This window comes from Terriglobus albidus (assembly GCF_025685425.1).
Lineage (GTDB): Bacteria > Acidobacteriota > Terriglobia > Terriglobales > Acidobacteriaceae > Terriglobus > Terriglobus albidus.
The window spans coordinates 229,792-255,049 of record NZ_JAGTAS010000057.1 but is presented as its reverse complement, the minus strand read 5'-3'; the positions used below and the strand labels follow the sequence as shown (position 1 = coordinate 255,049).

Below are 25,258 nucleotides of genomic sequence, written 5' to 3'. Positions count from 1 at the left end.
AGTCTTCTCCTATGGTGAGTGTGACTAGAGTTGAATGACGAGCCAGCCGTCCGGTACCGGCACGGCGAGCCACGCAGGTGTCAGCACGACAGCCGGAGCAGTATGTTCAGGTGTTCTGATGCTGCCGTCAGAGTTTTGCAAAGGTGTTGTATCGGTTTCCGCAGTGGTACGGAGGAACGTCGGAGCATGTTCCACGCGTTGCATCTCGGCGCGCTTGATCTTGATGGAATCGCGGCCGGGTTCTGGAGTAGAAGTTTGCTTTAGCGGCGCATGCTTGCGGCTGTGTTTATGTATAGCTGGTTCCGGCGTGTCTGTCGTAAACGATGCGGGAACAAACCGAACCGGCATTACGGAAGGCAATGTCGGGGCTGTGGGCAAATTCGCAGCAGCCACCTCCGATACAGGCGTTGCGACCGCGACAAGCTGCGGTACGCGAGAGAAACCGGCGGCTATTGCCAGCAGCACGACTGCGCTGGCAATAGAAGCAATTGCGGACTGTCGCGTCGTCCAGTTCTTTGACTGTTTAAGAAGAGCATGGACCCGTTGGGCAAGTTCGGAGCGGCGTCCCCATGCAGCCAGTGCCAGGCGAAGTGAATTACGTTCGAGGTGTTGTTCCGCAATACGCGTCAAGGACGCGGCATAGGCCAGGGGCTGTGCAGTTGCCGCGACGACGGCGGCATCGCAGGAGAGTTCGCGTTGTACGCCGATGTGGCGGTTCAGCCATGTCAGCGCCGGATTCAACGGGAATAACATCAGGCCGATCTGCAACAGTAGATTTGTCCAATCGTCGCCGCGCCGCAGGTGCTCGCATTCATGAACGACGATCTGGCGAAGCTCGCCGACGCTAAGCTGAGGGACGAGCCACTCAGGTAATAGAAGCACCGGGCGGAAGAAGCCAACGATGAGCGGCGACTCCACCGCCGAGGATGTTCCCACGACCGTCCGGCGGCGCGTAGCAAGCGGCAGATCAAGAGCGAGTGGCTGGGCAGAACGGCGCACATCACGGAGATGCTTCCAGGCGATGACCAATAAAGTAGCCCGGATCGCCGTGGCCACCAGCCAAATAGAGGCGATCGTTGCCGCCAGCCACTGGGAAAGCATGAGTGCATGGGCCGTTACGCCATTCGCCTCGCTGTGGCCAAGCGGGAGCCAGGGAAGGATTGCGCTCAGCAGAAAGAGCGCCAGCAGCAGTGTGTGGCGAAGGGTCGCGGAGGCGCGAGGCATCAGACGGAGAAGCGCGAAGCCGATGAGGGAGAACGCCGCGCCTTCCCATAGACTCGCAACCCAGGTTGTGGCCAACAGTGATGAGAGCTTCAGGAAAGACAGAGACGCAGTCATTGGCCGGACTCCTCCTCACCTTGCTCTGCAGATCGTGCCGCAACTTCGGCGTCCGCAATGGCCTGTTTGAGCCGGGCAAGCTCTTCCGCGCTGACCTGGCCGTCTCCCAGAACCGCGAGCATCAGCTTCTCGCGGCTGTTTTCAAAGAAGCGGCCGATCACATGACGCACTTCGCTCTGCTGCGCATCGTGTTCGGCGACGACCGCTGTATAAAGGAAGGCACGGCCATCCTGACGGTGTTCGACGTAACCCTTGGATTCGAGAATACGGATCGTTGTCAGGACGGAGTTGTAGGCCAGCCGCCCATCGGCAGGCATGGCCGAGACAAGATCCTGAACGGAACATTCACCCAGCCGCCAGAGCAGGCGCATCAGCCTGAGTTCGGCTTCGGTGAGCGTATTGGAGCGGCGCGGTGGCATAGCGTCTCTGAAGGAAGAGACGTTCAACTAATGTTTTAGTTAGCTGCGGCGGGCAAAAATCTCAAGCTTCGATGGATTTGGAGCTTAAAACGGCTCCAAGCTATGCAGTCTGGCCGAACAAGCTGCGCCGGACCGCCGCTTCCAGATCCTTCGTGTCGATCTGCGGGGTCTCGACCTTTACGCCTGGAGCGGCTACAGGAGACGGTTTCGAGACGAACACCGGCCGATCGGGGATCGCCGCAGCCAAAGCTCGAGGTGACTCCACGGTCGGCTTGCGGCGGGGAGTATAGGTCCGCTTCTCTTTCGGGGGGAGTACGACCACCGGAGGCTCAACCTGCGGTGAGGTCCTTTTCTTCGAGGATGTCTTGTTATTCGAGGATGTCTTGCGAGCCGTCTTGGGCGCTGCGTCAAGCGTGTTGGACAGGTTCTCGACGAAATCGCGGATATGGCGAAGCCGTTCTATTTCTGTGTCGATTTCGCGAATGATCCAGTCAATTTCCATATCTCAAGAATAGCCGACGATTCGGTATATTTTCGCTGTGTGTATTTGTTGATGCCGATTGAAAGTAACGCAAAGGTAATTGGATTCACTCTCGCCCGTGAAGGATACTTGACGACGTGGGTGTCCACCGCAAAAGAATTGTCCTGGTAAATAGCGCGCTTTCGGTGAGTATCGTGCCGGAAGAGGGTGGCCGCATCAGCTCCCTGGTCTCGCGCGTCACCGGCATCGAGTTCCTGACGCAGTCAACGAATGAGGATCTCCATCTTAACCCGGGTTACGATACACCATTTCAGCACGGCGCCTGTGCGGGAATCGAAGAGTGTCTGCCGACAGTAGGTATTTGTGACGACACAACCGACGGCGGCCGCGTCCCCGACCACGGCGATTTCTGGCAACTTCCCTGGCAGGTGACCGCACAATCGGAAAACCATGTTGCCCTTGCGGCGGCTGGATTCAGTCGGCCTCTGGTATTTCAGAAGTCGATATCTCTGCAGGAGAGTGGCCTCTCCATTCGCTATCGTGTTCAGAACGTCGGCCAAAGTGATACTTCGTTTCTGTACGCCTGCCATCCTCTTTTTGCGATCGAAGCCGGCGACCAGGTAGCGCTCCCGTCTGAGGTGGAGACCTTGCAGTTGACCTACACACGCACGGGAAGAATGGGACAGCCCGGCAATCGGGTGGACTGGCCTGGTAGCGGGCTCGACACGGTTCTTCCAGCCGAAGCAGGAGAGGCAGAGATGCTCTACAGCAGTAAATTGAGCACTGGCTGCTGCGGTCTGTTTCGATCAGTGGGGAGGCAAGGGCTGATTCTGTCGTTCTCGCCACAGAAGCTGCCGTACCTCGGTCTCTGGCTCTGTTATGGAGGATGGCCCGGGGGATCGGCGCCTCAGCAATATGCGGTTGCCCTGGAACCCACAACAGCTCCATACGGCACTTTGAAGCAGGCTCAGGAGAAGGAACTCGCTTTCCAACTGGCGCCCGAAGAGGGCTTCGACTGGGAGCTGGGATTCCATCTCACGTCTCCGGGAATCACCTGGGAGGCATTCCGGGAATCAGTCGATAAAAGGTAGCTTCTTTTAATCCAGGTCGTCTGACTCGAGCTCGCTCTCGTCCTCAGCCTCGGAGATACGGCTGGCAAACAGTGGTAAGTTGCTTCGCAATACAATGTGAGGCGCGAGCTGCACGACTGGCGACTCAAGATGGCCACGGGTGAGATGGGCTACGAGGTTTTCAAAGGCCACCTTACCCTGCGTGAACGGCCGTTGATAGAGCGTTGCCAGAATTTTGTTGGCCTTAATCAGCGTAGCCAGCTCCTGAAACAGATCGGTCGCCACCACCTGAACCTTGCCCAGCAGTCCCAGCTCTTGCAGGGCTTCGATGACGGCCATGCTGTTGGCCGTGCTGAGATAAAGCCCCTCGGGGCGATCCTTCTGTCGCATTAGCGTAAGCGCCTGACGGTACGCCTCCTTAGGCTTCTCGTGACCTTCCAACGTAGGCAGAAGCATCAGATGCGGTGCCTGGATCGCCAGTGTCGCTGCAAATCCGCTTAGCTTCTCTGCATGATCCAACGTGGACAGCTCTCCTGTCAGGATGGCTACGTTGGCTTTGCGGGGCAGCTTGTGGGCCAGCAACTCTGCCGCAATCGACCCGCTGATATAGGCATGTGCGGAGACGGAACCGACGCGTCCAGTGTCGGGAGCATCGCTGCCGACACACATCATCGACGTGCCGCTTCGCGAGATCTTGCGGATCAATGGACTGAATCTCTGAATGTCACCCGGAAGAAAGATCAGGCCGTCATGCTTCCGTGCATGTGCCGCTTCCAATGCCTCAATGTCGCCGCTGCCGATGCGGGGATATTCGTGAAATTCGAGGGAGATCTGCGAACCCATGGCCGCGTTGGCGGCGGCGCGAATGCCCGCGCGCAGCGGATCGAAGAAGTAGGAGATGTGCTTGGGCAGGACGACACCGATCGAAATGCGCCGATTCAGCTTCAAGGCCTGGGCCGCGAGATTGGGCTTATACCCCATCTGCCCGGCCATCTTCAGAACACGGGCTTTTGTCTTTTCACTTACACCGCGGCGTCCGTGAAGGGCGCGGTCCACGGTTCCGATCGAGATATCCAGAGCCTCGGCAATATCTTTAATGCTGACACTCTTCGGTTCATCGTTCATGCAGGCTTTGATCCGTTCCTGGGAATACGAGCTATTCTCTCACTGAAAAACACGGGGAACTGCTGCGTTTTCAGCCCTGCAGAACTCCTGCCTCAATCTCCTCAAGACTGCGGCCCTTGGTCTCTGTAACCGATGTTGCAACCAGAATGCCTCCAAGGATACAGATCGCGCCATATCCGGCGAAGACCCACGCTGTCCCCAGACGGCGATTGAGGATGGGAAAGCTGTAGGTCAGGACGAAGGAGGCGATCCACAATGCGCTGACGGCAATCGAGACACCCTGTGCCCGCACACGTTGGGGAAAGATCTCTGAGATGAGAACCCAGGTCACCGGCGCCAGCGTCAGTGCATAGCAACCGATAGCACTCAGGGTAAGCGCTAGAACCGCGATGCCGCCCATTCCCGCTCGATACGCCATTGCGCACAGAACATGAGAGATGGCGATACCTGCGCAACCGAAGATCATCAGCCTGCGCCGCCCTACCCGATCGATCAGGAAGACGGCCGCGATGGTAAAGACCAGATTGATGGTTCCGGTAATGACGATGTTGAGGAAGATGTCATTGGCGCCATAGCCGGCATTGCGGTAGACCTCTGCCGCATAGTTGAATAGCACATTGATCCCCGTCCATTGCTGCAGGACAGCGAGACCGATTCCAACAAGCAGAATGCGGCGAACGGCAGGAGCCGCCAGCTCCTGCCAGAGGCTGGTCGCAACCTTGTGTTCAAGGCTTAGCGTGCGGTCAATATTGGCCAACTCTGCCTGGGCGTAAGCCTGGCCGCCAACCCTCGCGAGCGTTCGCTGCGCATCCTCTTGACGTCTACGGGCCGCCAGCCAGCGCGGACTTTCCGGAATCCATGAAGCGGCAAACGCAAAGATCGCGGATGGAATGACGAGCGCGGTGAACATCCAGCGCCAGCCATACTGGACATTCCATGATGCAAAAAGAATGTCCGCGGAAGCATGTTCCGGAATAGGCTTTGCCACAAGCCAGTTGACGACCTGGGCAAGGAGAATTCCGACCACGATCGCGAACTGATTCAGGCTCACGAGGCGCCCGCGAAGCGATGACGGACTGACCTCAGCGATATAAAGAGGCGAGACGTTGGAACTGAGTCCAATCGCCACTCCTCCGGCGATTCGCCACGCAATGAAGCTCGTAAATGAATATGCCCAGCCCGTAAGAATAGACGAGACAGCGAATAGCAGGGCAGAGATCAGCAAGACTGGCTTTCTTCCAAACCCATCCGCCAGCGAGCCTGCGATCAAAGAACCGGCGAGACAGCCTACCAGCGCGCAACTATTCGCCCATCCCACAAGATTGGCGGAGGTGAGATGAAAGTAAATCTCATAGAACTCTCGCGCGCCGCCAATCACCACCCAGTCATAACCGAAGAGCAGGCCACCTAACGCTGCTACGATTGCAATACCCCACACATACGTCGTCTTTTCTGCTTCGGCAGAACTTCCTGTTGTGGCAACCTCTATCGGACCGTGCATGATTCACCCATAACCAGCCTGCGCATATCGATGGCGCCGCTATGACTGCGATCCATGGCTTCAACCTGATCGAGAAGCTCTACCGCGCGTTGCCGATCTCCCATTCCGAATGCCGCCTGTGCTTCGAGGAAGCGGGCAGTGATCGTTTGGCGCTCCTTCAGGTCGACCTCGAACAGCAGCATTGCGGGCAATGATGTGGCGAAGTAATCAATCTTAGGTGTCTGGTGCTCCAGGACGGATGCGTACGTCTCAATCGTGCGGAAAAGATCAGTTGCTTCCTGTTCCTGTCCCAGCTGCCGTAAGGCCATCGCGCTCCAGTAGGTCATCTCAGAGACGGGCTGCACTTGCATCTGTTGGAAGTCGCCTGTATACCGGGCCGCTCGTGACCAGGATTCCTGGGCTTTCTTCACGTTGCCGAGTGCCGTATAGACAACCCCGTACCAGTAATCGATCATGCTTAGGTTCATCAGCAGATGCTTCGCTTCGCTGAGGTTGCGGGGAGGGGAGCTCGCGGCATCGAGAAACTCCAGAGCTTTCTGTGGCTCTGCGGGAAGCGCATCCTGCGCCAGAAGCACGTTGGCGCGGACATACTCTGAGAGCACCAGCCCCTCTCCACCTTCCCACGGCTGGAATTGCCGCTGACGAAGAATCCGTAGCGCTTCTTCAGGTCTGCCGAGACTGTTGTGCAGCGAAGCCAGTTCTAGGGAGAGATCGTCGCGCTTCTCGACCAGGTCGGGTTCATCAAGAAGTGCTCTCTCGCGCGCTGCGAGTGGCGTCCCTGTGCGCTTGCGAAGTTGATCCAGTTCGTAAAGAAGCCGTGCATCGTCCGGAGCGCACCGACGTGAGCATTCAAAGGCATCAACAGCGCTGCGGCTGTCGGAGTGGATATTGAAGTATGCGATTCCGAGATTTCGCCATGCGACCGGGAAGTCAGGCTCTGCAGCGACACTCTGTTCCCAGCGCGCAATGGCCTCGCGGTGTCTCCGGCGATCGTATAAAAGATTGCCCAACGCGTAAGCCGCACGTGCGTCCTTCGGATTGATCTCCAGGGCCTGTTCAAGAACAGCCAGTTCTTCCAGTCGATCCGGGAACAGATAGTCGGGATCTCCCTCGGAAGCGCGACGATACGCTTCAGTGCTCTCATTTGTTCTTCCCATCTGTCGCAAAACGTCGGCGCGCGCATATCTCACCATCGTAGATGTGGCATCGGCAGGTAGTGCTCGGAGAGCTTCTTCGAAGAGTCCGGCGCGTGTGAGGTCAAAGCCAAGATCAAGCTGCATCTGGGGATTATTGGGTATTTCCCCATGCCTCAGGAAACGGGCGAAGACATCGAGAGGGTCGAGGGCCTGCGTCTCATCCAGAAGCCGCTGCGCCTCTTCGTTTCTCCCCAGCCGGTTCAACACTATCGTCTTCAAATCGCGTGCATTCAGGTTGTCTGTGTCTGCACAGAGGGACCGGTTGAGGTGATCGAGCGCTTTCGGCCATTCTCCGCGTAGGCAATCGATCTCCGCCAGGCAGTGATATCCCGGGCCACGCCAGGCAGCATTCCACGTGCACTTGTAGAAGGCGTCATAGGCGTCGGCAACTCGCTGCTGATATCGCAGGGTGAGTCCGAGGTTGTAGTGCGGTTCGCCGTCGTAAGGATTGGGGTTGCGACGGGTCATGCGGGCGATGGCGGTGCGCAGGTGCTGCTCCGCCTTTTCGAACTCTCCCCGCCGCAGGTGCCACCGTCCCAGCATGTGGTTGCAGCGGCTGTCCCCGGCATCGCGTTGGATAGCTTCAAGCCAATAAGCTTCAGGGCTGCGCGTCGGATGGCGATATTGTTCGAGATGAAGACCGGTGAGGAACAGCTCATCCACGCTCTCGACATCTTGCGGCAGCGGCGGCTCGGTTGCCACCTCGGGAGCCTGAACCGGAACCGTCTCGTCGGGGGCATAACGCAGGAGCGTCACCTCTCCGGCCTGTACGCTTACTTCAAGGCCTCGCAGCGAGCCACTGTGCTCAAATTTTCCGGACCATGTCGTCTCCGGCGTCAGAGCTCCTGACCAGCGGCCGAGCTCGCGGGCCGCTGTCCGCGCCACGACCACGCAATTCTCCTTCGCTGTGGCCAACTGAACGTGCACGATGATGGCTTCAGGATCACGTTCGACACGGAGGGCTCCCTGGACATTCGCCAGGTTCGGAACTCCGATCTCTCCGATGGGATACCAGAACTGGCTGAAGGTCTTGGTCTCACCCGGAGCCAGGAACGAGAAATCCGGTTGATTGTCGGTATAGACACCGGACATAAGTTCGACATAAGGACCATCACGGTCCGTCAAGCTGCGGTCCCAGGCGTAGCCGAACTCGTGATTGCCCCATGTCCACTGCTTCTTGCCGGGAGCAACATGGTGATTGGCGACAGCGACGGTTCCTGCCTTGCGTGCGTGATCATAGCCACCAAAGAAGTCACCCTGCGAACCGACGATCATGTAGCTGGTCGGCACAGGAATGTTGGCATACCAGCCAAGGTCATTGGCAGGGTAGGAGCCGTCGGGCACAAAGCAGGATGGCATCTCTTCTGGAGGAACCCCCTCAAGCGCGCGCTGCTTGTAGTTCACACCGTAGTACGTTCCCTGGCTGAGGGGATACTCCGTAACCGCCCGCTTTGCGTGGTCAGCAACGAAGCGAACATCTTCCGGAAAGAACGATTGGTATTTCTCATGGACCTTGGTCGCAACATTGGCCCACCAGAGAAAGGTCTGCGTATCCTGCGTCCGGTTATATAAGCGAACCTTTACTTCCACTACCGCAGACCCTGGCCGCAGGCAGATGCCATGCATTCCCTTCAGATGAGACATAGGGTCATGGTCCGAACACCAGACGGTAATGCTGCCGTCGGATGCACGCTCCACGCTGACCTCTACGGGCATAAAGGTGGCAGGACGATGATGCTGAGGCCAGTTGAATTCCACGCCGCCCGAGATCCATGGTCCCGCAAGTCCCACGAGAGCGGGTTTGATCACATTCTGGCGGTAGAAGAAGTCGTATCCCGTCCGCTTGTCGAGACCAAGGTGGATCCGTCCACCAATCTCTGGCATGACCATCAGGCGTAGATATTCGTTTTCGAGATGGACTGCTTCCCATGCTTTGGGCTTGGGCTTTGTAGCGATGTAATCGATCACCGGCAGCGGGTAGACCCGTCCGCTGCTGCCCTGGTAAACACGCTTCTCTAGAAAGAGGGGATTCTTGTCAGGCGCCGCTGGCTCATACGTCAGCATGGTGACGGCCTCGTTCCAGACCTTTACCGGACCGGTCTCAGAGCTGGGCGCTTCTGGCAGAACCAGCTCTGACTGGGAGTGCGGCGCCAGGTGCGGGTCTGAAATCGACTCGTAAGCCATAACAACTACCTCGTGGAAAGTTACCCGGTATTGCGGATAAACGCAAAGATTTCGTGAACGTTACCGTACCACAGGAGAAAACAATTCTCATCTGGATTTTGGTTTGATTTCTGTATTTCTACAGGATTCACTTTGACTCTCCTTCGCTTTGAGTGCGTTAGGGATCCGCCGTTCAATCACCGTTTCCAGCGACTATTTATGGAATTTGACATACGTTCACGGCTTGTATTAGCGTTACCGGCGCTTCATACATGAGTGCTATTACGTGTACGAACACGTTTTTCAATGAGACTAACCGGACGGGTTCAGTAAAGGAAGGCCAATATGTGCGTCTCGAAGCAAAATATCTGGGTGCGGTTACGCCCGCTTATCGCAATCGTCGGACTTGTCTTCGGGCTATCTCTCCGCCAGGGAGAAGCCCAAATGGATCAAGGAACCATCACCGGAGTTGTAAGTGATAACAGTGGCGCAACGATTCCCAACGCAAGGGTCACGCTCAATGCCACTGACACTGGCCTGAGCTTAGAACGGCGGACCAACGAGAGCGGGATCTATGTCTTTTCTCCGGTGAAGATCGGCCGCTACTCGGTTACGGTGACGGCGGACGGTTTTCAAACATCGAAGCGCGACAACCTGCTATTGAATGTCCAGGCCCGCCTGGGCATCAACTTCGAGTTGAAGCCCGGTGCAGTCACTGAGAATGTCACGGTGGATACGGCGCCGCCTCTTCTCGATACCCAGACCGGAGCGGTAGGGCAGGTTGTCGATTCCAGGACTATTAATGAAACCCCGCTTAACGGTCGCAACTGGGTCTTTATCGCACAGCTCTCAGCCGGAGTCGCGCCGCCTCAGGGACAGACGCGTGGCTCAGGCAAGGGAGACTTTGTCGCCAACGGTCAGCGCGCAGAGCAGAACAACTTCATCCTCGACGGCGTGGATAACAACACCAATCTCGTCGACTTCTTGAACGGTGCGACCTTTGTCATGCGGCCGCCGCCGGATGCCCTTGCCGAGTTCAACCTGCAGACCAGCAACTACAGCGCGGAGTTTGGCCATTCCGCAGGCGCCGTCCTGAACGCGAGTATCAAATCCGGAACCAATGCTATCCACGGAAGCCTTTGGGAGTACTTTCGTAGTGACAAGATGAATGCCCGTAACTGGAATGCGCTGACCGTTCCGGCATTCCATCAGAATCAGTTCGGAGCCACGCTGGGATTTCCCATCTTCAAAAACAAGCTCTTTTACTTCGGAGACATTGAAGCCAACCGCGTTTCCTTTGGCAGTCCCGGGGTCTTTACTGTGCCGACAGCAAGAATGCGTACCGGAGACTTCACGGAGCTTCTGAACCCTTCGCTGACCGGTTACAGCGGACCCATCAACCTCTATCAGCCCGGATCACGGGGTACCATACCTCTCGGCCAGCCATGCGGCCGTCCGCAGAATGTCTTCTGCTCCGCGGACATCAATGCGACCGCGCAGAACATTCTCAACCTGTATCCATCGCCGAACGTCAACAACGGCAAGACATACAACAACTACAACACCAACATTGGCAAGCGCGATAACACTATCCAATGGGATCAGCGCCTCGACTGGAACATCAGCTCGAAAGATCAGCTCTACGGTCGCTACAGCTATGCTCACGAGATCATCAACAACGGTTTGCCGCTCGGCTCGATTCTCGACGGCAGCGGTTATGGCGGCGAACGGGACACGAATCTTTCTCAGAATGGGATGTTCAGCGAGACTCATGTCTTCGGCCCCTCGCTAACGAATGAGTTCCGTGCCGGCTACAACTGGGGCGTCTTCCGATTCCTGCAACCGAACGCGAACAACTCGACGCTGGCTTCCAGCCTTGGCCTGGGCAATGTACCCTTCAGTCCCTTCCAGGGCGGACTTCCACAGGGGCAGTTGCAGGGAACTGTTGGTGCAAGCTACTGGGGATCGGTTGGTACTTCGAACGAGTCTCAGAACGTCTACCAGATCCTCGACAACATCACGAAGATCGCCGGCAACCACTCCATGAAGTTCGGTGTTGCTTTCCAGAATGTGCGCTTCTACTACACCTACGCGGAGGCTCCGCGTGGTCAGTACAACTTCAACGGCAGCTACACCTCTGTCCCCGGATCCAGCGCAACCAGTGGCACCGCAGACTTCCTCGCGAACCAGATGTCGAGCGCGTATATTTCCAATGTTCCCGCTGTGCACGATCAGCAGTGGTACGACTCCGCCTACTTTCAGGACGACTGGCGCGCCACGTCGAAGCTGACACTCAATCTCGGACTCCGTTGGGACTGGTATCAACCCTATGCGGAGTCACGTGATCAGCAGGCGAACTTTGTCCTCACCGCCCCAGTGGGGCTCAACAGCTCCGGCGTTGGCACGGGAAGAGCGGTGTATCAGCTACCGGCAGGAGCCCAGCGTTACTCATTAAGCCCGGCATTTGTCTCTCTGCTGGCGGCGAATAATGTTGCGGTGCAGTACGTCGATAACGCTCGCTTGCTCGAAGCTCAAAAGGTGAACTTTGCACCGCGCTTCGGCTTTGCCTATCAGCTCAGCCCGAAGTCGGTCATCCGCGGAGGCTACGGGATCTTCTACGGCGGCCTGCAGAGCCATGGCAACGGCAACCTGGGTGCAAACTATCCCTTTACTCTGAACTCGAGCTATAACCAGCCCACCTGCAATGCCATAAGCTGCAGCCCGCTTCCGTATACGCTGCAGTCGGGGCTGCCGGCGCTGAATGCAAGTGCTGTTCCAACGCAGCCGGGATTCCATGCCACGGATGCAAGGATCAAGACGCCATATACGCAGAACTACAGCCTCTCATTTCAATACGCGCTTAACCCTGACTTTGTGGCTTCCGTCGCTTATGTCGGCAATGTGAGCCGTCATCTCTCCACCTACTGGGCGCCCAATTCGTCCCTGGCGCTCACTACGGCAGGAACGAATACCAACAATCTCAACCCCTTTCCCACCCTTGGATGGACCGGTCAGATTCAGTACAGCGGTGTCAGCGATTACAACTCGCTACAGACCAAGCTGGAGAAACGGTTCTCGCACGGGCTCTCCTTCCTGGCAACCTACACCTGGGCGCACGCGCTCGATAACTCGAGTTCCGCCGGTGGTCTCTCGAATGGCATCGGTGTGCGTTCGTACTATCTCCTTGGCCTTGGCTCGGAGTACACGAACTCCTCTTACGACATCCGCAACCGCTTTACCTTCAACGGCAGTTATCAGCTTCCTTTCGGACATGGGCGTAGCTACCTGAACAACTCACGCTGGCTCGATCTCGCGGTTGGAGGATGGCAGGTCAGCGCTACCTTTACCGGCCAGAGCGGTCTTCCGCTGGGTGGCATCAGCCCGATCGGCTCTACAGCGTCGGGCGGTTCTGCTCGTGCCGTCCGCGTAGGCGATCCGTTCAAGGCGGGAGGCACGCCTCCCACAGGTGGCGCCAGCTCCTGTCCATCGCAGGTGCGGACCAAAGACAACTGGTATAACCCCTGCGCCTTTGCCAACCCACTCCCGGGGAATACCATCCCGGCAGGAACCCTTATCACCAATCCGAGCCAGGTGCTCGCCTATCTCGGCGATAAGCAGAACCTGATCTATGGTCCGGGCTTCTGGCGCGCGGACTCGTCCCTCTTCAAGAACTTCACCACCTTCCGCGAGCAGTTCCTCCAGTTCCGCGCCGATGCCTTCAACCTCTTCAACCACCCGACACTTGGCAGCCCATCTAACACCAGCAACGGAAGCAATGGCGGCCAGATCACCGGCCCCAAGAATCTTCAGGCAAATGCACCTGACGCTCGCTTCCTTCAGCTCTCTCTGAAGTATGTTTTTTAGGTAACTGAATATGAGGAACAGAGCGGGGCTCGTCACTCTGCTCTGTTCTTCGTTCGATGGAGTCTGCCGGATGCAATTGCGTTCTATCGCCCCCGTTTGTGCCGCTCTCGCTCTAACCGTCGTTACACCAGTCCTCGCGCAAGAGTCGCCCTCTGTGACATCTCCCGATGGCCGCCTCAAAATGACCTTCATCTTGAAGCAGGGAAAAGACGCTCATGAAGGCGCCGGCGCCCTCGGCTATTCGGTTACCTTCAAGGGAAAGCGCGTATTGAATGAGTCGGCGCTCGGTCTCGATCTGGATTCCGGACCGATGCTCGGATCAGAGGTACGAATCGAAAGAGCGGAGCCGTCATCGGGTATCGACGACTACGGTCTGCGCAATACCAAGACAAGCAAAGTCCACGACCCGTATAACGCTGTGGTCGTTCATGCAGTAGAGGCTGGCGGTACCCATCGGAAGCTCGATGTCGAAGCGCGCGCCTATAACAGCGGCATCGCATTTCGCTATCTTGTTCCCGCCCAGGATGGCTTGCAGGATCTCAAGCTGAAGTCGGAAGGAACCGAGTTCCGATTCGCCGAAGATGATACCGCCTGGGTATTGGCCCTGCCGAACTATCGCAGTAGTTATGAAAGCGAATACGTCCGCCTGAACCTCTCGGCCTTGAGCAATCAGGGCGGCGTCTCCAGTAACTTCCTGATCGGAACCCCGGTCCTGCTGCATCAGCCAGGTGTGGCATGGCTGTCACTGATGGAGGCTGATCTCGAGACCAACAGCTCCATGTATCTGACCAACCCATCGGGAAACTGGGCCGGCCACTATCTTTCAGTCAAGCTCTCTCCGCGCTGGGATGATCCCCAATACGCCGTCCTCGGCACACTGCCGCATCACTCCGCCTGGAGAGTGCTGGGTATTGCTGACGATCCCGGACCGCTGGTCGAGTCTAATCTGCTGACCGATCTCAATCCTCCGTCGCGCTTGACGGACACAAGCTGGATCCATGGCGGCAAGGCCAGTTGGAACTGGTGGGTCGACAATGTCAGCAAAACAGGACACTCCGCTTTCACTACTGAAGTAATGAAGGAGTACATCGATTTTTCAGCAGCGAACGGGCTGCCGTATTTCATGCTCGACGCCGGCTGGTCAAAGTCCGGAGATATAACGCAGTTGAACGGCAAGGTCGATGTTCCAGAACTGGTTCGCTACGGCGCGACCAAAAACGTGAAGGTCTGGATCTGGCTCTATTCCACATCGGTGATGAAGCAGATGCAGGAAGCATTTCCGCTCTATGAGAAATGGGGCGTCGCCGGCTTGAAGATCGATTTCGTCAACCGCGATGACCAGCAGGGCATTCAGTTCTACTACGACGTTGCGAAGCTGGCGGCGGAGCACCACCTCATGGTCGATTTTCATGGATGTCACACGCCCTGGGGCCTCCTCCGCACTTATCCGAATGTTCTGAGCTATGAGGCTGTCTTAGGGCTGGAAAATAACAAGGTCGGGCGGCGCGATAGCCCAGTCGACCGCACGACCTTTGCCTCTACTCGTTTGCTCGCCGGGCCAATGGATTTCACCGCCGGAGCCTTCGACAATGCAACCGAAGATAAGTTCGTTGCGCGGAACGAAGCTCCCATGGCCATGGGAACCCGGGCACAGCAGCTCGCGCTCTATGTTATCTACGAGACGCCTTTCCCCATGCTCTCCGACAGTCCCCAGAACTACACCAACCAGCCTGGTTTTCAGTTCCTGAAGGATGTCCCTGTCGAGTGGGACGAGACCCATGTGTTGTCGAGCACGCCCGGAGAAGAGGCTGTGATCGCACGCCGTCACGGTGACGACTGGTATCTGGGCGCCATGACCAACTGGCAGGCAAGAACATTACAGGTACCGCTTAGTTTCCTCGGCAATGGCCGTTACGTGGCACAGATGTATGAAGATGCTCAGGATACAGCGTCAGAGCCAAAGCATCTCAATATCTCGTCCAGATCTGTATCGAGCAAGGAGACCTTCTCGCTTCGGTTGGCGCCGGGCGGGGGAGCCGCGATTCGCTTCAAAAAGGAGAACTAGGGATCGAGATGTTCGTTCTCGACATAAAGAAGAAGAGCAGCTCAATGGGCTGCTCTTCTTCTTTGTCGCTAGAGCATTTCCCTGTAGGTGTAGTCCAGAGCATCCGCATCTATGGGCGTTTTCCGCAATGAAAACGCCGCTGCCTCCTCTTTCGGGATACCGAGCAACAGGGAAAATGCTCTAGTGAGTTTCCGTGGAAGTCAGGTTGCCGACATCAGCTCCGTTATTCGCGGAGAAGATGGCTTGCAGATGGTACGTATCGTCATCGTGGCAAAGCGGCGACAAGACAACGGGCATGTTGATGCTGCGTGTCGATCCGGTGGAGATGCTACCCACAGGAAGTGGCGTCGGAAGCAGTGGTTTGGCATAGCATCCTGTGCCGGCGGTTAAGGGAAACAGCATGAAGCTATTCAGATGAGCGTTCTGTGCGGTGGCATTGCCCGCATTCGTGAGCGAAAGCTGCCAGACGCGGAGCAGGTCCGGGCCGGTCTTGTTGGTAATCGCAGCCGTCAGATTGGATGAACCGACGATCGGTCCAACGGTAATACTGTCGAGACCGGGAGCGTATCCACCGGAGTTGGGGTTGCCGATAACGATCTTGTTACTGCCCGCATGCAACTGCACCGGGAGCAGGACGGGCACGGGTGAATCGAAGGTGCTGCCGTTCACTTCCAGTGGGGTCGCCGGGCCGTCGTTGACGGAGATGTAGAAGGTGCGCAGACCGCTGGTAGTGTAGTCGATCTCAAGCTGATAACTGCCTGCTTGCGCGACAGTGACATTAGGGAAGGTGACCGCGTTCTGGCTGCCATCGCCGTAGTTGCCGACATAGGCTCCGCCGGAGCAGAAGCTGCATCCACCAACACTGGCCGTGCCGCTGAGCTGCGCGGCTTCTGCTTCGTAGGTGGTGAAGTCCGCTGGAATCGCATTGCCGTTGCCGGAGATCACGATGCGATCGAGATCCGCGGCATAGGTTCCCGGATTGCCGAAGGTTATGGTGTTATTACCAGCGAGCAGCGTCACCGGAACCGTTGTGGCCTGGGGCAGGTTGAAGCTGCCTCCACCCATGTTCAGCGTCGCAGGATGGCTTCCATTGACGGTATAAACCAGGGCGCGGGGCCCTTGCGTCATGGCGTCCACCTCCATGCGATAGGTTCCTGCCTCCTCCACGTAGACGTTGAAGGTCGCATTGTTCGTCGTCGGCGAAGCTCCGAGATAGCTTAGTTTCGCGCCGCCGGAGCAGGCAGAGCACTGCGAGACGTAGGTGGAACCGCTGAGGGTTGCGGATTCAGCCTCATAAACACGGCCGGCGGGTGCGGAGACCGTCCCGAAGGGTGTCACCTTCAGCAGGCGTGAACCGTGACCGAGAATGGTTGTGGTGAAGACGGCCGGAGAGGCCCCGAGGTCAATGCGATTCCATACATCACGCACCGCTATCGCACTGCGGAAGCCAAGATCACTCCACCGTACGGTGATCTTGCTGGGCAATCCGTTCAGGTTATAAAGCGCGACATAGATGCTGCCGTCTGCCTGCTTTGACATCCACACCGGCTGCGGGCCTCCGGTCACTTGTACTGCGGGCCGCCCGGACTGATCGACGGCGATGAGCTCATCGTTTGTGAAGGCAGACTTGGCGAAGTCGTCGAGCTTGGTGAGGTCGCCGCCCAGATACATGGGAGAGCTCGCCACGGCCCAGATGGTGATCGCGGTCTGCTTCTCATCATCGGAAAGACCATCGAGCGCGCCATCGCCTACGTCGAGCGTGTCCATGTCGTTCCATCCAAGTGTGGCGCCGGTCTCATGCTGCCAACCCACATTGTCGTATTCACGTAACACGATACGCGGCCAGTTAGTGAGCGTTGCGCAGCGGCCTTCGCACTCCACGTCGTCGTCGATGCGGCGCGCGTTGGACCACTGCTGCCAGACAGAGGCATAGTCCTGTGAGAGCTGCCAGGAGACCGTGAGCCAGATCGGTCGACCGGTTTTGGCGATCGCCTTGGACCACGCCTCGACGTCAGCGCGGTTATCGATGGAGAGATCGTTGGAGTAGGAGCCAGGTGTCACGGCATCCAGCTTAATGAAGTCGAAGCCCCAGGAAGAGAAGAGTGCGACGACCGAGTCGATGTACTCCTGCGCGCCCGGCTTCGTGAAGTCGATCTTGTCGTGGTAGGGATTCGGCGGATTCCCAGCGAATGCATTGCCCTTGGCGAGCGGCGTTACGACTATGTCCTGTGTGTGATATTGCGTGCCGAGGATTGGATAGTTGCCGTCAACGGCAGGCTGCTCGATACCGGGAATCCAGTAAAGGCCGGCCTTTTGTCCATTGGCATGGATGTGATCGACAAGCGCCTTGATGTCGGGGAAGGTTGTCGTGTTGGGAATCGGCCGTCCGTTCTGATCGAAGCTGCCCTGCCAGCCGGAGTCGAGATTGATATAGACGAAGCCATGTTCCTGCAGCCCCGATGTCTTGAGTGCATCGGACTGGGCGATCATGTTCGCCTGCGTCAGAAAATTGCCGTCAAGGGTCTGTTGACTGAAGCTGCTCCAGCCAAGGTAGGGTTTGTGCCCTGAGCCGTTGACCTGTGCGCTGGCGTGGGGAAGGAGGGTAGTCAGTCCTGCGAGCAGGACAAGAGAGGGGAGGGAACTACGTCTCATGCGATCACTTCCTCTATTACCGATATATGCCTCAGCAGACGAGGGAGAGGTTGTTGGATCAGTTCGACGTGCCGGATTCTCAGGCCGTCGATAGCGGCTAACATGAAAACGTGTACGATAACGTGTTGTCAATATATTTTCTCCTATTTGTTCGTTGAATATATTGCGTGTACGAAAGCCAAACCTTTCTTGATCCAGTTTTGAAGGTTGAATCGAGCCCTTCGCCCCAGGATGGGATGAAGGGCGCATCGCTAGAATCAGGTGTTATGGCGAAGCAGTTTCCATCCATGGAGCCGATCCATCGCGAGTTCATCGGAAAGCAGCGAATCTTTTTCACCGCATCGGCTGCGGCGGACGGGCGCGTCAATCTGTCGCCAAAGGATGCCGCTGCCTTACGCGTAGTTGATTCCAATACTGTCTTCTATCTGGACCAGACGGGCAGCGGCAACGAAACTGCAGCGCATCTCCTTCGCGATGGCCGGCTCACCCTGATGTTTTGCGCTCTGAATGGGGCACCAACGATTCTGCGGCTCTACGGAAAGGGACGCATCATTCCGCGCGGATCGAAAGAGTACCGCGATCTGCTCGCCCTACATTTTGCAGGTTGTGAGCGTTCCGGAGCGCGACAGATGATCATGCTCAGCATTGATACGGTGCAAACCTCATGCGGGTATGGCGTCCCCAGATTTGAGTACCGCGAAGACCGAACTACGTTAACTCGCTGGGCGGAGTCTAGAAGTGAAGCTGAGCTTGAGGAGTACCGCAGGCTCAAGAACGCCCGTAGTATCGACGGATTTCCGACCGGAATCGGCGAATAGCGCGGCTTTCCAGATCCTGGGAAACACGGACATCTCGAGCGCCGAAAAATAGTACGAAATAAAACTAAAGCCTGGAGCAAAGCCGCCGATACGTACGTAAGCGGTAACGTTACGGCTCGGAATGGTTCCTGTGGGAAACGTTTTCAACAGAAAGATCGAATTATGGCAGCCAGATACGAAGTTCGCATGACGATGGGGGAGTATATCGCCCGATTGCTTGAAGCCGAAGCCAGTCAAATGCCTCCTGCCGAGCGTCATGAGGCGGAGCAGTTGCGGGATCTGGCGCGTGTGCACCGTCAAATTAAGGATGCAAAGTCAGTGCATATCAAGGCTGCCTAACGACCCGGAACTCTCTTCCGCTCGCCAATAGATAAGGGCGGGTAGTAGCGGGAAGTACAGCGCCAGAATGATCGGCGTCTCTGGCCCTAACTGCGCACGTTTCGTCTGGGCATACTCCACCATCTTGGGCGCATACAGTTTTTTCTGCGCGGCAAGGAAAGCGGCCACGTCGCTTCCAGAGTTTTCCGAAGATTTGAAGTCCACGATCCAGAGAGTCTCTTCTCCTGGACCCAATGGAGAAGTACCGGCAAAGAACGTCCGGTCGGTCCGCAAATGTCTTCCGGTCTCGTCCTCCAGGGCCGACTCGCTTGCCGCCCCGACATGTGGTTGCAGCAGCCAGCGACCTTCAGGATCCATCAGCATCGTTTCCAGGGCTCTCACTACCTGCTGGGTTTGCTGCGGCAGATCTCCCGGTGCAATGCCTTCGGTACGCAGCAGCGCGTATGCCCGAGGATGCCATTGGGTGACATCCGGTTCTTCTCCCCTCGCGATGGTGCTCGCCATGGATTCGACGAGCAAATGAACGACATTGCCGAAAGCCCTTGCTTCGATACCACCCTGAGGGCGCTGGTAGCTCGGCTCCAGCGGTATCCCCGGCTTACCTGTCCGGGCTAACCATTCCATCGGATTTAACGATGCAGGCAGCCGAAGGAGTCGGCTTCCAGTCTCGCCGATAGAGGTTTCCAGTTCTATTTCATCGAGCGTTGGGAAGGGAAGCTCAGGATCGAGTACGGGAGCAAAGTGCATCTGTGCAGCCGGCCATGCGGCCTGAAGCAGGGTCCCAGCCTGGGGTTCAACTGTATTCTTCGCGCTCGTATGGGTAACTGCGAACAGATGCAGGCTTTGCTTTGCTCGAGTTGCAGCGACATAGAAAAGCCTTTTTCTTTCAGAAGCTTCTCGCTGATTGTGAATGTTTTTAATCCAGGATGTAAGGGCGTCCTTCTCCTCCTCCCGAGGAGCAATTGGTGAGAGCAGAACCAGGTGGCTGTTCGACTCCAGCTCCAGCCAGGAGAGCGCGCGCGAGCCGGTAATACCAGATCTCCGCTCCAGCGCAGGCACGAAGACCACATCCCACTCCAGTCCCTTGGACTTGTGGATCGTGAGCAGGTCGACCGCGTCGGGCCGATGCTCCGGTGTCGCGTAGAGCTTCTGCAGACGGTCGGGCAACGTCGTCAGAGATGCTCCTGTCGACTCCAGGTTATCGAGTAGACGAAAGAAGGCCTCGGCATTCGTCAGAGCCTCTGGCGTCAGGCCGACATCTCCCCCCAATGACCTCCAGGCTCGTTCGACCCAGCGGGAGGTGGACTGAGTTCCACGCTCCGCGATGGCGGTTTTCAGCACCTCCCAGGTCCGCTGGGCACGTGCGCCGGCATCGGGAGCCAGGAGCGCGATTCGCTCGGCGAGGAGCCGGGGAACCGACATATGCCGCCAGGAGTGATCGTCCTGCCCGGCCAGCAGATGCATCTCAGGCAGCGACAGACCGCACCACGGAGCGCGCAGTACCGCGAACCATGCGGGGCGATCCGCTGGGTGCAGCAGGGCCCGCGTCAGGGCGAGCAGATCCAGAACTTCGATGCGCTCGGCCAGCGAGTCGATCTCGACCGCGCGGTAGGGGATACCCTCGGCTCGGAAGGCTGCGATGATCTCCAGCAAATGCTTGCGGTCGCGGACCAGGACTGCCTTTGATCCGGCCTCATCCCGTGCCAGAGTTGCAATCTCCCTGGCAAAAGCGCGGGTCTGTTGCCGTGCCTCCCGTTTGCCCTCGGGCGAGAGCTGGGTTGCTGCGCTTACCCAGGCATGCCAGTGGAAGGGATCCTTGCTGTTGGCCTCAAGATGCGGCGCAGCCTCTGTGTAGGCGATGGCGTCTTCTGCGAAGATCGGCGTGAAGTGGCGATTGAACTCCTTGACCAGATGATGCTGCGATCGGAAGTTCGTTGTGAGCTGAACCACCTCCAGCGGGATGGTTCCCAGCTTCTTCTGCTGCATCGTCTCCAGGAAGCGCTCCACGCGTGCCTGGCGAAAGAGATAGATCGATTGCTTCGGGTCTCCAACCAGAAAGAGCGTTTGGCTGGCGCCGTCCCAGCCCTCGGTCAACTTCTCCAGAAGGTCGTACTGCGAGGTGGAGGTGTCCTGCATCTCGTCCACCAGAAGATGCTGCAGCCGCATGCCCAGTCCTGCCGCCAGCGAAGCCGCTTCGGCATCCTGATCCAGTGCGGCGCGTGCCGCCAGCGAGAGCTCAGAGAAGTCGCACTGTCCGCGTTCGGCGAAGAGCAGCCGCAGCTCCACCATCGCTGCTCGCAGCAGACGGAAGAGAGCCTTTGCCACCTGCCATTGATCGTCAGGATAGGCCGCATCGGGAAGCCGCAGCACGGCTTTGAACTGGGGCAATAGGGCATCGTTCCGCGATACATCCGCTAGAAGATACTGAAACTGCTGCTGTAGCGGCTTCGAAGCCGCTACCTTCATGTTCTTTCGGTTGAAGCTCGATCCGGAGCGCCACGCCTTCCCTTCGCCCGTTGTAAACATGCTGGCGAAGGTCTTCCAGTGCTCGACGGCATGCGGTAACGCCTCTGGATGTCCGGTGAGCCCGAGACACAGAACGTACGGATTGGGGATCGACTCATACGCCGGCTCGTCGCCGAAAGCAGCAGCCAGTCGGGCAATCCGATTCGCCAGCTCGCTGCCAAGCAGCTCCAGTAGCTTGCTCAGCTCCTGGCAGATCAGGCGTTCGATCGCCTCTTCCAAACGGGGACGGACCTCTGTATCCAGAGCCTCATCGGTCAGATCACCTGTCAGCGGAATGATGTGTCCCCACTGTTCACGGAGAGCCAGCATCTCTGCCAGCAACGCCTCGCAGTCGGAGAGATTGCCGTCGCGGTGCAGCAGCAACAGGCGAATGTCATCGTTGAGTACGGTATCTTCACCGCCCAGCTGGCGCAGCGTGCGTGACCCTGCCTCACGATAAAGCGCTGACGCATCATCGACGGGCTGCTGCAGCGCGCCGGCTCCGGCCAGCACCGGCAATGCTCGCGCCAGCTCCGTGCAGACGGAATCGATGGTGCGGATATTCAGCCGTCCCGGATGGTCCAGCAGATGCCATCCAAGCTGCGCATCACGTTCCAGCACCTGCATCGCGGTGCGATGTACCTGCGCCTTGTGCTCCCACTCCTCGGCTTCGGGTTCCGGCCCAGATTGCGCAGCCGCCAGAGCTCCCAGCACCCGAGCCTTCATCTCTGCCGTTGCTTTCCGGGTGAAAGTGATGGCGAGTACCTGCTCCGGCTGCTCGACGGAAGCATCCGCCAGCAGCTTCAGATAGCGCAGAATCAGCAGACCGGTCTTGCCGGAGCCGGCAGGCGCTTCCACGAGCACGGACGCGCGCGTATTCAGCGCCGCCTGGCGCTGCGCAAAATCCGAAGGCCGCTTACTCATCCTCGTCCTCCGTTGCGTCTTCTTCGTCCCGGTCGAGGTTTGCAGGGTTCAACCGGCAGAGAAGCCGCTGTTCACAGAACTCGCAGGTGGCGGGATAGTTTTTCGGATTCACCTCGGCGTGTCCGGCATAGAATTCCTCGGCCAGTCGCAGCAGGATTTCTTTCCACCCGGCAAGCGTCTTCTGGAAAGGCTCCTTTGGCTGATCTTTGCTGTGCTTCGGCAGTACATTCGCGGCGATCTCAAAGCCCGCGAGCTGTAACTCTTTGCCGGTGCGCAATGTCGCGAAAGCAACTGCTGCAACAGGCTCTTCCGAAGGAAGCGAGGCATAGAGAGGAAGCTGCGGCTCGTCCGGGCGGTTTCCCAGCCAAAACTTCGGTTTCGCCTGACCGGTCTTGTAATCGATGAGTACCAGACCCGCTTCTGTGCGATCGATACGGTCGGCACGAAGGGTCAGCTCCAGTGGGCCAAATGCGACGTTCTCGCGCTTCTCTTCGACGCCGGCGACGGTGAAGTCACTCCGCTTCTTCTCGTATTCCAGCCACTGCAATATCAGCTTCCGCAATCGCTCCTGCTGCACGTCCAGATAGGCGAGGTTCCAGGAAGAGGCATCGGCCGCGATCTGCGCAAAGGCCTGGTCGATGGCCTGATCTACACGCGCCGCAAGCTCTGTAGCGGACATCGTCTTCAATGCCGCCTGGCTGAGAGTTTCTTTCCAGAAGTGCTCAAGCACCGCATGGGTCACATTGCCTCGGGAACGTGGCGTCAGTCCAGGCGAGTCATCGTTAATGGCGCGCGTATGCAGGCGTCCCTCGGCAAAGGCGCGAAATGCACATGCTGCCTGGTTGCGCAGAAGGCTGCTGCCGCCACGTAGCGGCCCATGTGGAACGGGGATCGGTTCCGTGTCGTCAACCGGTTCCATCTTCACGTCAGGCGATGAGATCGGCTGTGGTACAGCGTCGACTTGCGGCAGATGGCTAAACAACGGAGAGGGAAGCTGCTCCCCCTCGGCGAACTCGCGAGCATAGGTCACTACCACCGTAGGAGCACTGCTAAGGATCCGAGCTGTGATGCGCTGTGCCTGAGCGATATCAGCTGCAGCATCGGCTCCGGGCATGGTGTTGATGCGTTGCAGCGCGAAGGGCAGAAGAGGATGTGCGGAGACTGGCGCAGGCCATGCCGTATTGGTTGCGTTCAGGAAGAAGATCGCATCGAAGGTGCTGCCGGCGGACTCAAGAGCGCCCATGATCTGGATCGGCGCATCAAGCGAGCGCAGCGAAAAGAGCGTGTTGTGCGCGGCCTGTTCCAGGGCGCCGAGCATGTGGCTGAAGCTGTACGTTCCGCCAATGAAATCGAGGCTCGTCAGATCGTCGAGCAGTTCCTGCCAGCGTTCTATGAGCTGGAAGCCGGCCGAGTCCAGCGAGCGGTCTCCCGGCCAGCCGCAGGCCTCAAGCAGGGCACGAAGACTGGTGGACCATTGGGAGAAGCTGCGTGCGCGCGTACTTGAGCGACGGACGGCCTGGAGCACCTCTTCCAGGCGATCGAGCCGCGGAGCATGCCGTGTCCGGATCAGTGAGAGCAGGCGGTCGGCGGACAGTGTCGGTTCCACCAGAGCCTGTTCATGCAGGACACGAGCATCGAAGTCGGCACGCGCCAGCAACTCTTCTTCGGCTCCCTTCAGGAAAGGAGAGCGCAGGAGACCTGAAACTTCGTCGAGCGGCAGCGGCCGGTTGGTCCAGCGGATTAGCCGCAGAGCGGCAATGATCGCGGGCTGTTGGGCAAGTGGTGTGCCAAGCGTGAACTCAAAAGGGGCGGGAGATGTGTTGCCAACACGGTTGAGCCAGGGAGCGACTGTATTGCGGAAGGCGCGTTCAACAATGGAGCGCTGGGACTGCAGATCGGGCACGATGACGGCAATTCGCGCGTCAGGCTCCCCTGCATGTCGATCCCGCACCTGTTGCGCGAGGTAACGCAGTTCATCGTCGGGGCTGTTGGCCGCATGAAGCGATGCCTGCGCGGTGGTTCCGGTAGGTGATGTCTCAGAGAAAGTGGCTCGTGCGTTCAGCGCATCCAGCAGCGCCTGCTGTGCGGGCGTCAGGCCATCGAAGCCATGCAGCAGATACTCCGGGACCAGACGAAGGTTGCCGGCCTGAGTGAGAAGGGTAGTTTCAAGCTCGGCCGAGGAGAGACAGGCATCTGTGCGGCAAGTACGTTCGAAGGCATGGAGCCAGCGAAGAAAAGCCTGTTGGTCGGCATTCAGATCATGGAACTCGAGATTGCGCCGGGCACGATGGCGATGCAGCAGCGTGTGGGCTCTCTGCGCCAGCGGAGCCAGAGATACTGCAGATTGCAGCGTGGAAAGCCGCTCGTCATCAGCAATGATCCGCCGCCACAACTCCGACTCCTGCCACGGATTGAGCAAAAGGCGGTGTTCATGACCATCTACAAGAAGCTGCTGCCACAGAGTACGTGTCCAGGCCGACCACGGAAGAATGACTGGCGCCTGCCACGCACGCAGGCCTTGCGCACGCTGATGCCGTGCAAACTCGCGCGAAAGCGAACGGGCAGCACGCTGGTTGCCCGTCAGAATTGTCGCGCCGCGCTGCAGCGCTTCCAGAATCGCGGTGAAAGGCACTGGTTCTAGCTTAGATGGTTTCTAACAGTCTTGCCGACCTAGGGAGAACCCCAAACCTGTCATTCTGCGCGTAGCGAGATTGCTTCCCGGCGCTATTTGGGAAACGCTTTTTGAAGCGCTGAAGGCGCGTTCTATACCAACCTGGGGCAACGCCCCAGGTATGAAT

The 25,258-nt window shown here is 58.0% G+C and carries 14 protein-coding genes; 5 read left to right on the top strand and 9 right to left on the bottom strand.

Annotated features, from left to right (window positions below):
- Positions 1 to 24: 24 nt before the first annotated feature.
- The 3 genes from OHL21_RS17350 to OHL21_RS17340 all read right to left on the bottom strand — a co-directional run bounded on the left by OHL21_RS17350 (position 25) and on the right by OHL21_RS17340 (position 2,259).
- The gene (locus OHL21_RS17350; protein WP_263418550.1) at positions 25 to 1,338 is read right to left on the bottom strand and encodes a M56 family metallopeptidase; all 1,314 of its coding nucleotides are present in this window, start codon (positions 1,336 to 1,338) and stop codon (positions 25 to 27) included.
- Positions 1,335 to 1,757: a BlaI/MecI/CopY family transcriptional regulator gene (locus tag OHL21_RS17345; RefSeq protein ID WP_263418549.1), complete on the bottom strand. Its 423-nt coding sequence runs from the start codon at positions 1,755 to 1,757 to the stop codon at positions 1,335 to 1,337. Before OHL21_RS17345 ends, OHL21_RS17350 begins: the two co-directional genes overlap by 4 nt.
- Positions 1,758 to 1,857: 100 nt before the next feature.
- Positions 1,858 to 2,259, bottom strand: coding sequence for a hypothetical protein (locus OHL21_RS17340; protein WP_263418548.1), 402 nt, complete (start codon positions 2,257 to 2,259; stop codon positions 1,858 to 1,860).
- A gap of 116 nt (positions 2,260 to 2,375) precedes the next feature.
- Here OHL21_RS17340 and OHL21_RS17335 point away from each other — a divergent pair, with 116 nt between their 5' ends.
- On the top strand, positions 2,376 to 3,329 hold the full coding sequence (locus tag OHL21_RS17335; RefSeq protein ID WP_263418547.1) for an aldose epimerase family protein: 954 nt from the start codon (positions 2,376 to 2,378) through the stop codon (positions 3,327 to 3,329).
- 6 nt (positions 3,330 to 3,335) lie between these two features.
- Here OHL21_RS17335 and OHL21_RS17330 read toward each other — a convergent pair whose 3' ends face one another.
- The 3 genes from OHL21_RS17330 to OHL21_RS17320 all read right to left on the bottom strand — a co-directional run bounded on the left by OHL21_RS17330 (position 3,336) and on the right by OHL21_RS17320 (position 9,314).
- A complete protein-coding gene (locus tag OHL21_RS17330; RefSeq protein ID WP_263418546.1) occupies positions 3,336 to 4,433 on the bottom strand; it encodes a LacI family DNA-binding transcriptional regulator in 1,098 nt (365 codons plus the stop codon).
- Positions 4,434 to 4,503: 70 nt separating this feature from the next.
- On the bottom strand, positions 4,504 to 5,934 hold the full coding sequence (locus OHL21_RS17325; protein WP_263418545.1) for a sugar porter family MFS transporter: 1,431 nt from the start codon (positions 5,932 to 5,934) through the stop codon (positions 4,504 to 4,506).
- Positions 5,919 to 9,314 carry a DUF5107 domain-containing protein gene (locus OHL21_RS17320; RefSeq protein ID WP_263418544.1) on the bottom strand — a complete coding sequence of 1,132 codons (3,396 nt, stop codon included), beginning with the start codon at positions 9,312 to 9,314 and terminating at the stop codon, positions 5,919 to 5,921. The genes OHL21_RS17325 and OHL21_RS17320 overlap by 16 nt, the downstream gene beginning before the upstream one ends.
- Before the next feature lie 324 nt (positions 9,315 to 9,638).
- Here OHL21_RS17320 and OHL21_RS17315 point away from each other — a divergent pair, with 324 nt between their 5' ends.
- Both OHL21_RS17315 and OHL21_RS17310 read left to right on the top strand, forming a co-directional pair.
- A complete protein-coding gene (locus OHL21_RS17315) occupies positions 9,639 to 13,157 on the top strand; it encodes a carboxypeptidase regulatory-like domain-containing protein (protein WP_263418543.1) in 3,519 nt (1,172 codons plus the stop codon).
- A gap of 70 nt (positions 13,158 to 13,227) precedes the next feature.
- Entirely contained in the window at positions 13,228 to 15,222 is a 1,995-nt protein-coding gene (locus OHL21_RS17310; RefSeq protein WP_263418542.1) for a glycoside hydrolase family 97 protein, read from the top strand.
- A gap of 180 nt (positions 15,223 to 15,402) precedes the next feature.
- Here OHL21_RS17310 and OHL21_RS17305 read toward each other — a convergent pair whose 3' ends face one another.
- Positions 15,403 to 17,874, bottom strand: a complete 2,472-nt coding sequence (locus OHL21_RS17305) for an alpha-galactosidase D (RefSeq protein ID WP_263418541.1) — start codon at positions 17,872 to 17,874, stop codon at positions 15,403 to 15,405.
- A 266-nt stretch (positions 17,875 to 18,140) separates the two neighbouring features.
- On the opposite strand from OHL21_RS17305, the gene OHL21_RS17300 reads away from it, so the two are divergent.
- Positions 18,141 to 18,692 carry a pyridoxamine 5'-phosphate oxidase family protein gene (locus OHL21_RS17300; protein ID WP_263418540.1) on the top strand — a complete coding sequence of 184 codons (552 nt, stop codon included), beginning with the start codon at positions 18,141 to 18,143 and terminating at the stop codon, positions 18,690 to 18,692.
- Between the two features lie 162 nt (positions 18,693 to 18,854).
- Positions 18,855 to 19,031, top strand: coding sequence for a hypothetical protein (locus OHL21_RS17295; RefSeq protein WP_263418539.1), 177 nt, complete (start codon positions 18,855 to 18,857; stop codon positions 19,029 to 19,031).
- On the opposite strand, the gene OHL21_RS17290 is transcribed toward OHL21_RS17295, so the two are convergent.
- Both OHL21_RS17290 and OHL21_RS17285 read right to left on the bottom strand, forming a co-directional pair.
- Positions 19,008 to 22,460 carry a UvrD-helicase domain-containing protein gene (locus OHL21_RS17290; protein WP_263418538.1) on the bottom strand — a complete coding sequence of 1,151 codons (3,453 nt, stop codon included), beginning with the start codon at positions 22,458 to 22,460 and terminating at the stop codon, positions 19,008 to 19,010. The genes OHL21_RS17295 and OHL21_RS17290 overlap by 24 nt on opposite strands.
- Positions 22,453 to 25,092 carry a PD-(D/E)XK nuclease family protein gene (locus OHL21_RS17285; RefSeq protein WP_263418537.1) on the bottom strand — a complete coding sequence of 880 codons (2,640 nt, stop codon included), beginning with the start codon at positions 25,090 to 25,092 and terminating at the stop codon, positions 22,453 to 22,455. The genes OHL21_RS17290 and OHL21_RS17285 overlap by 8 nt, the downstream gene beginning before the upstream one ends.
- Positions 25,093 to 25,258 lie beyond the last annotated feature (166 nt).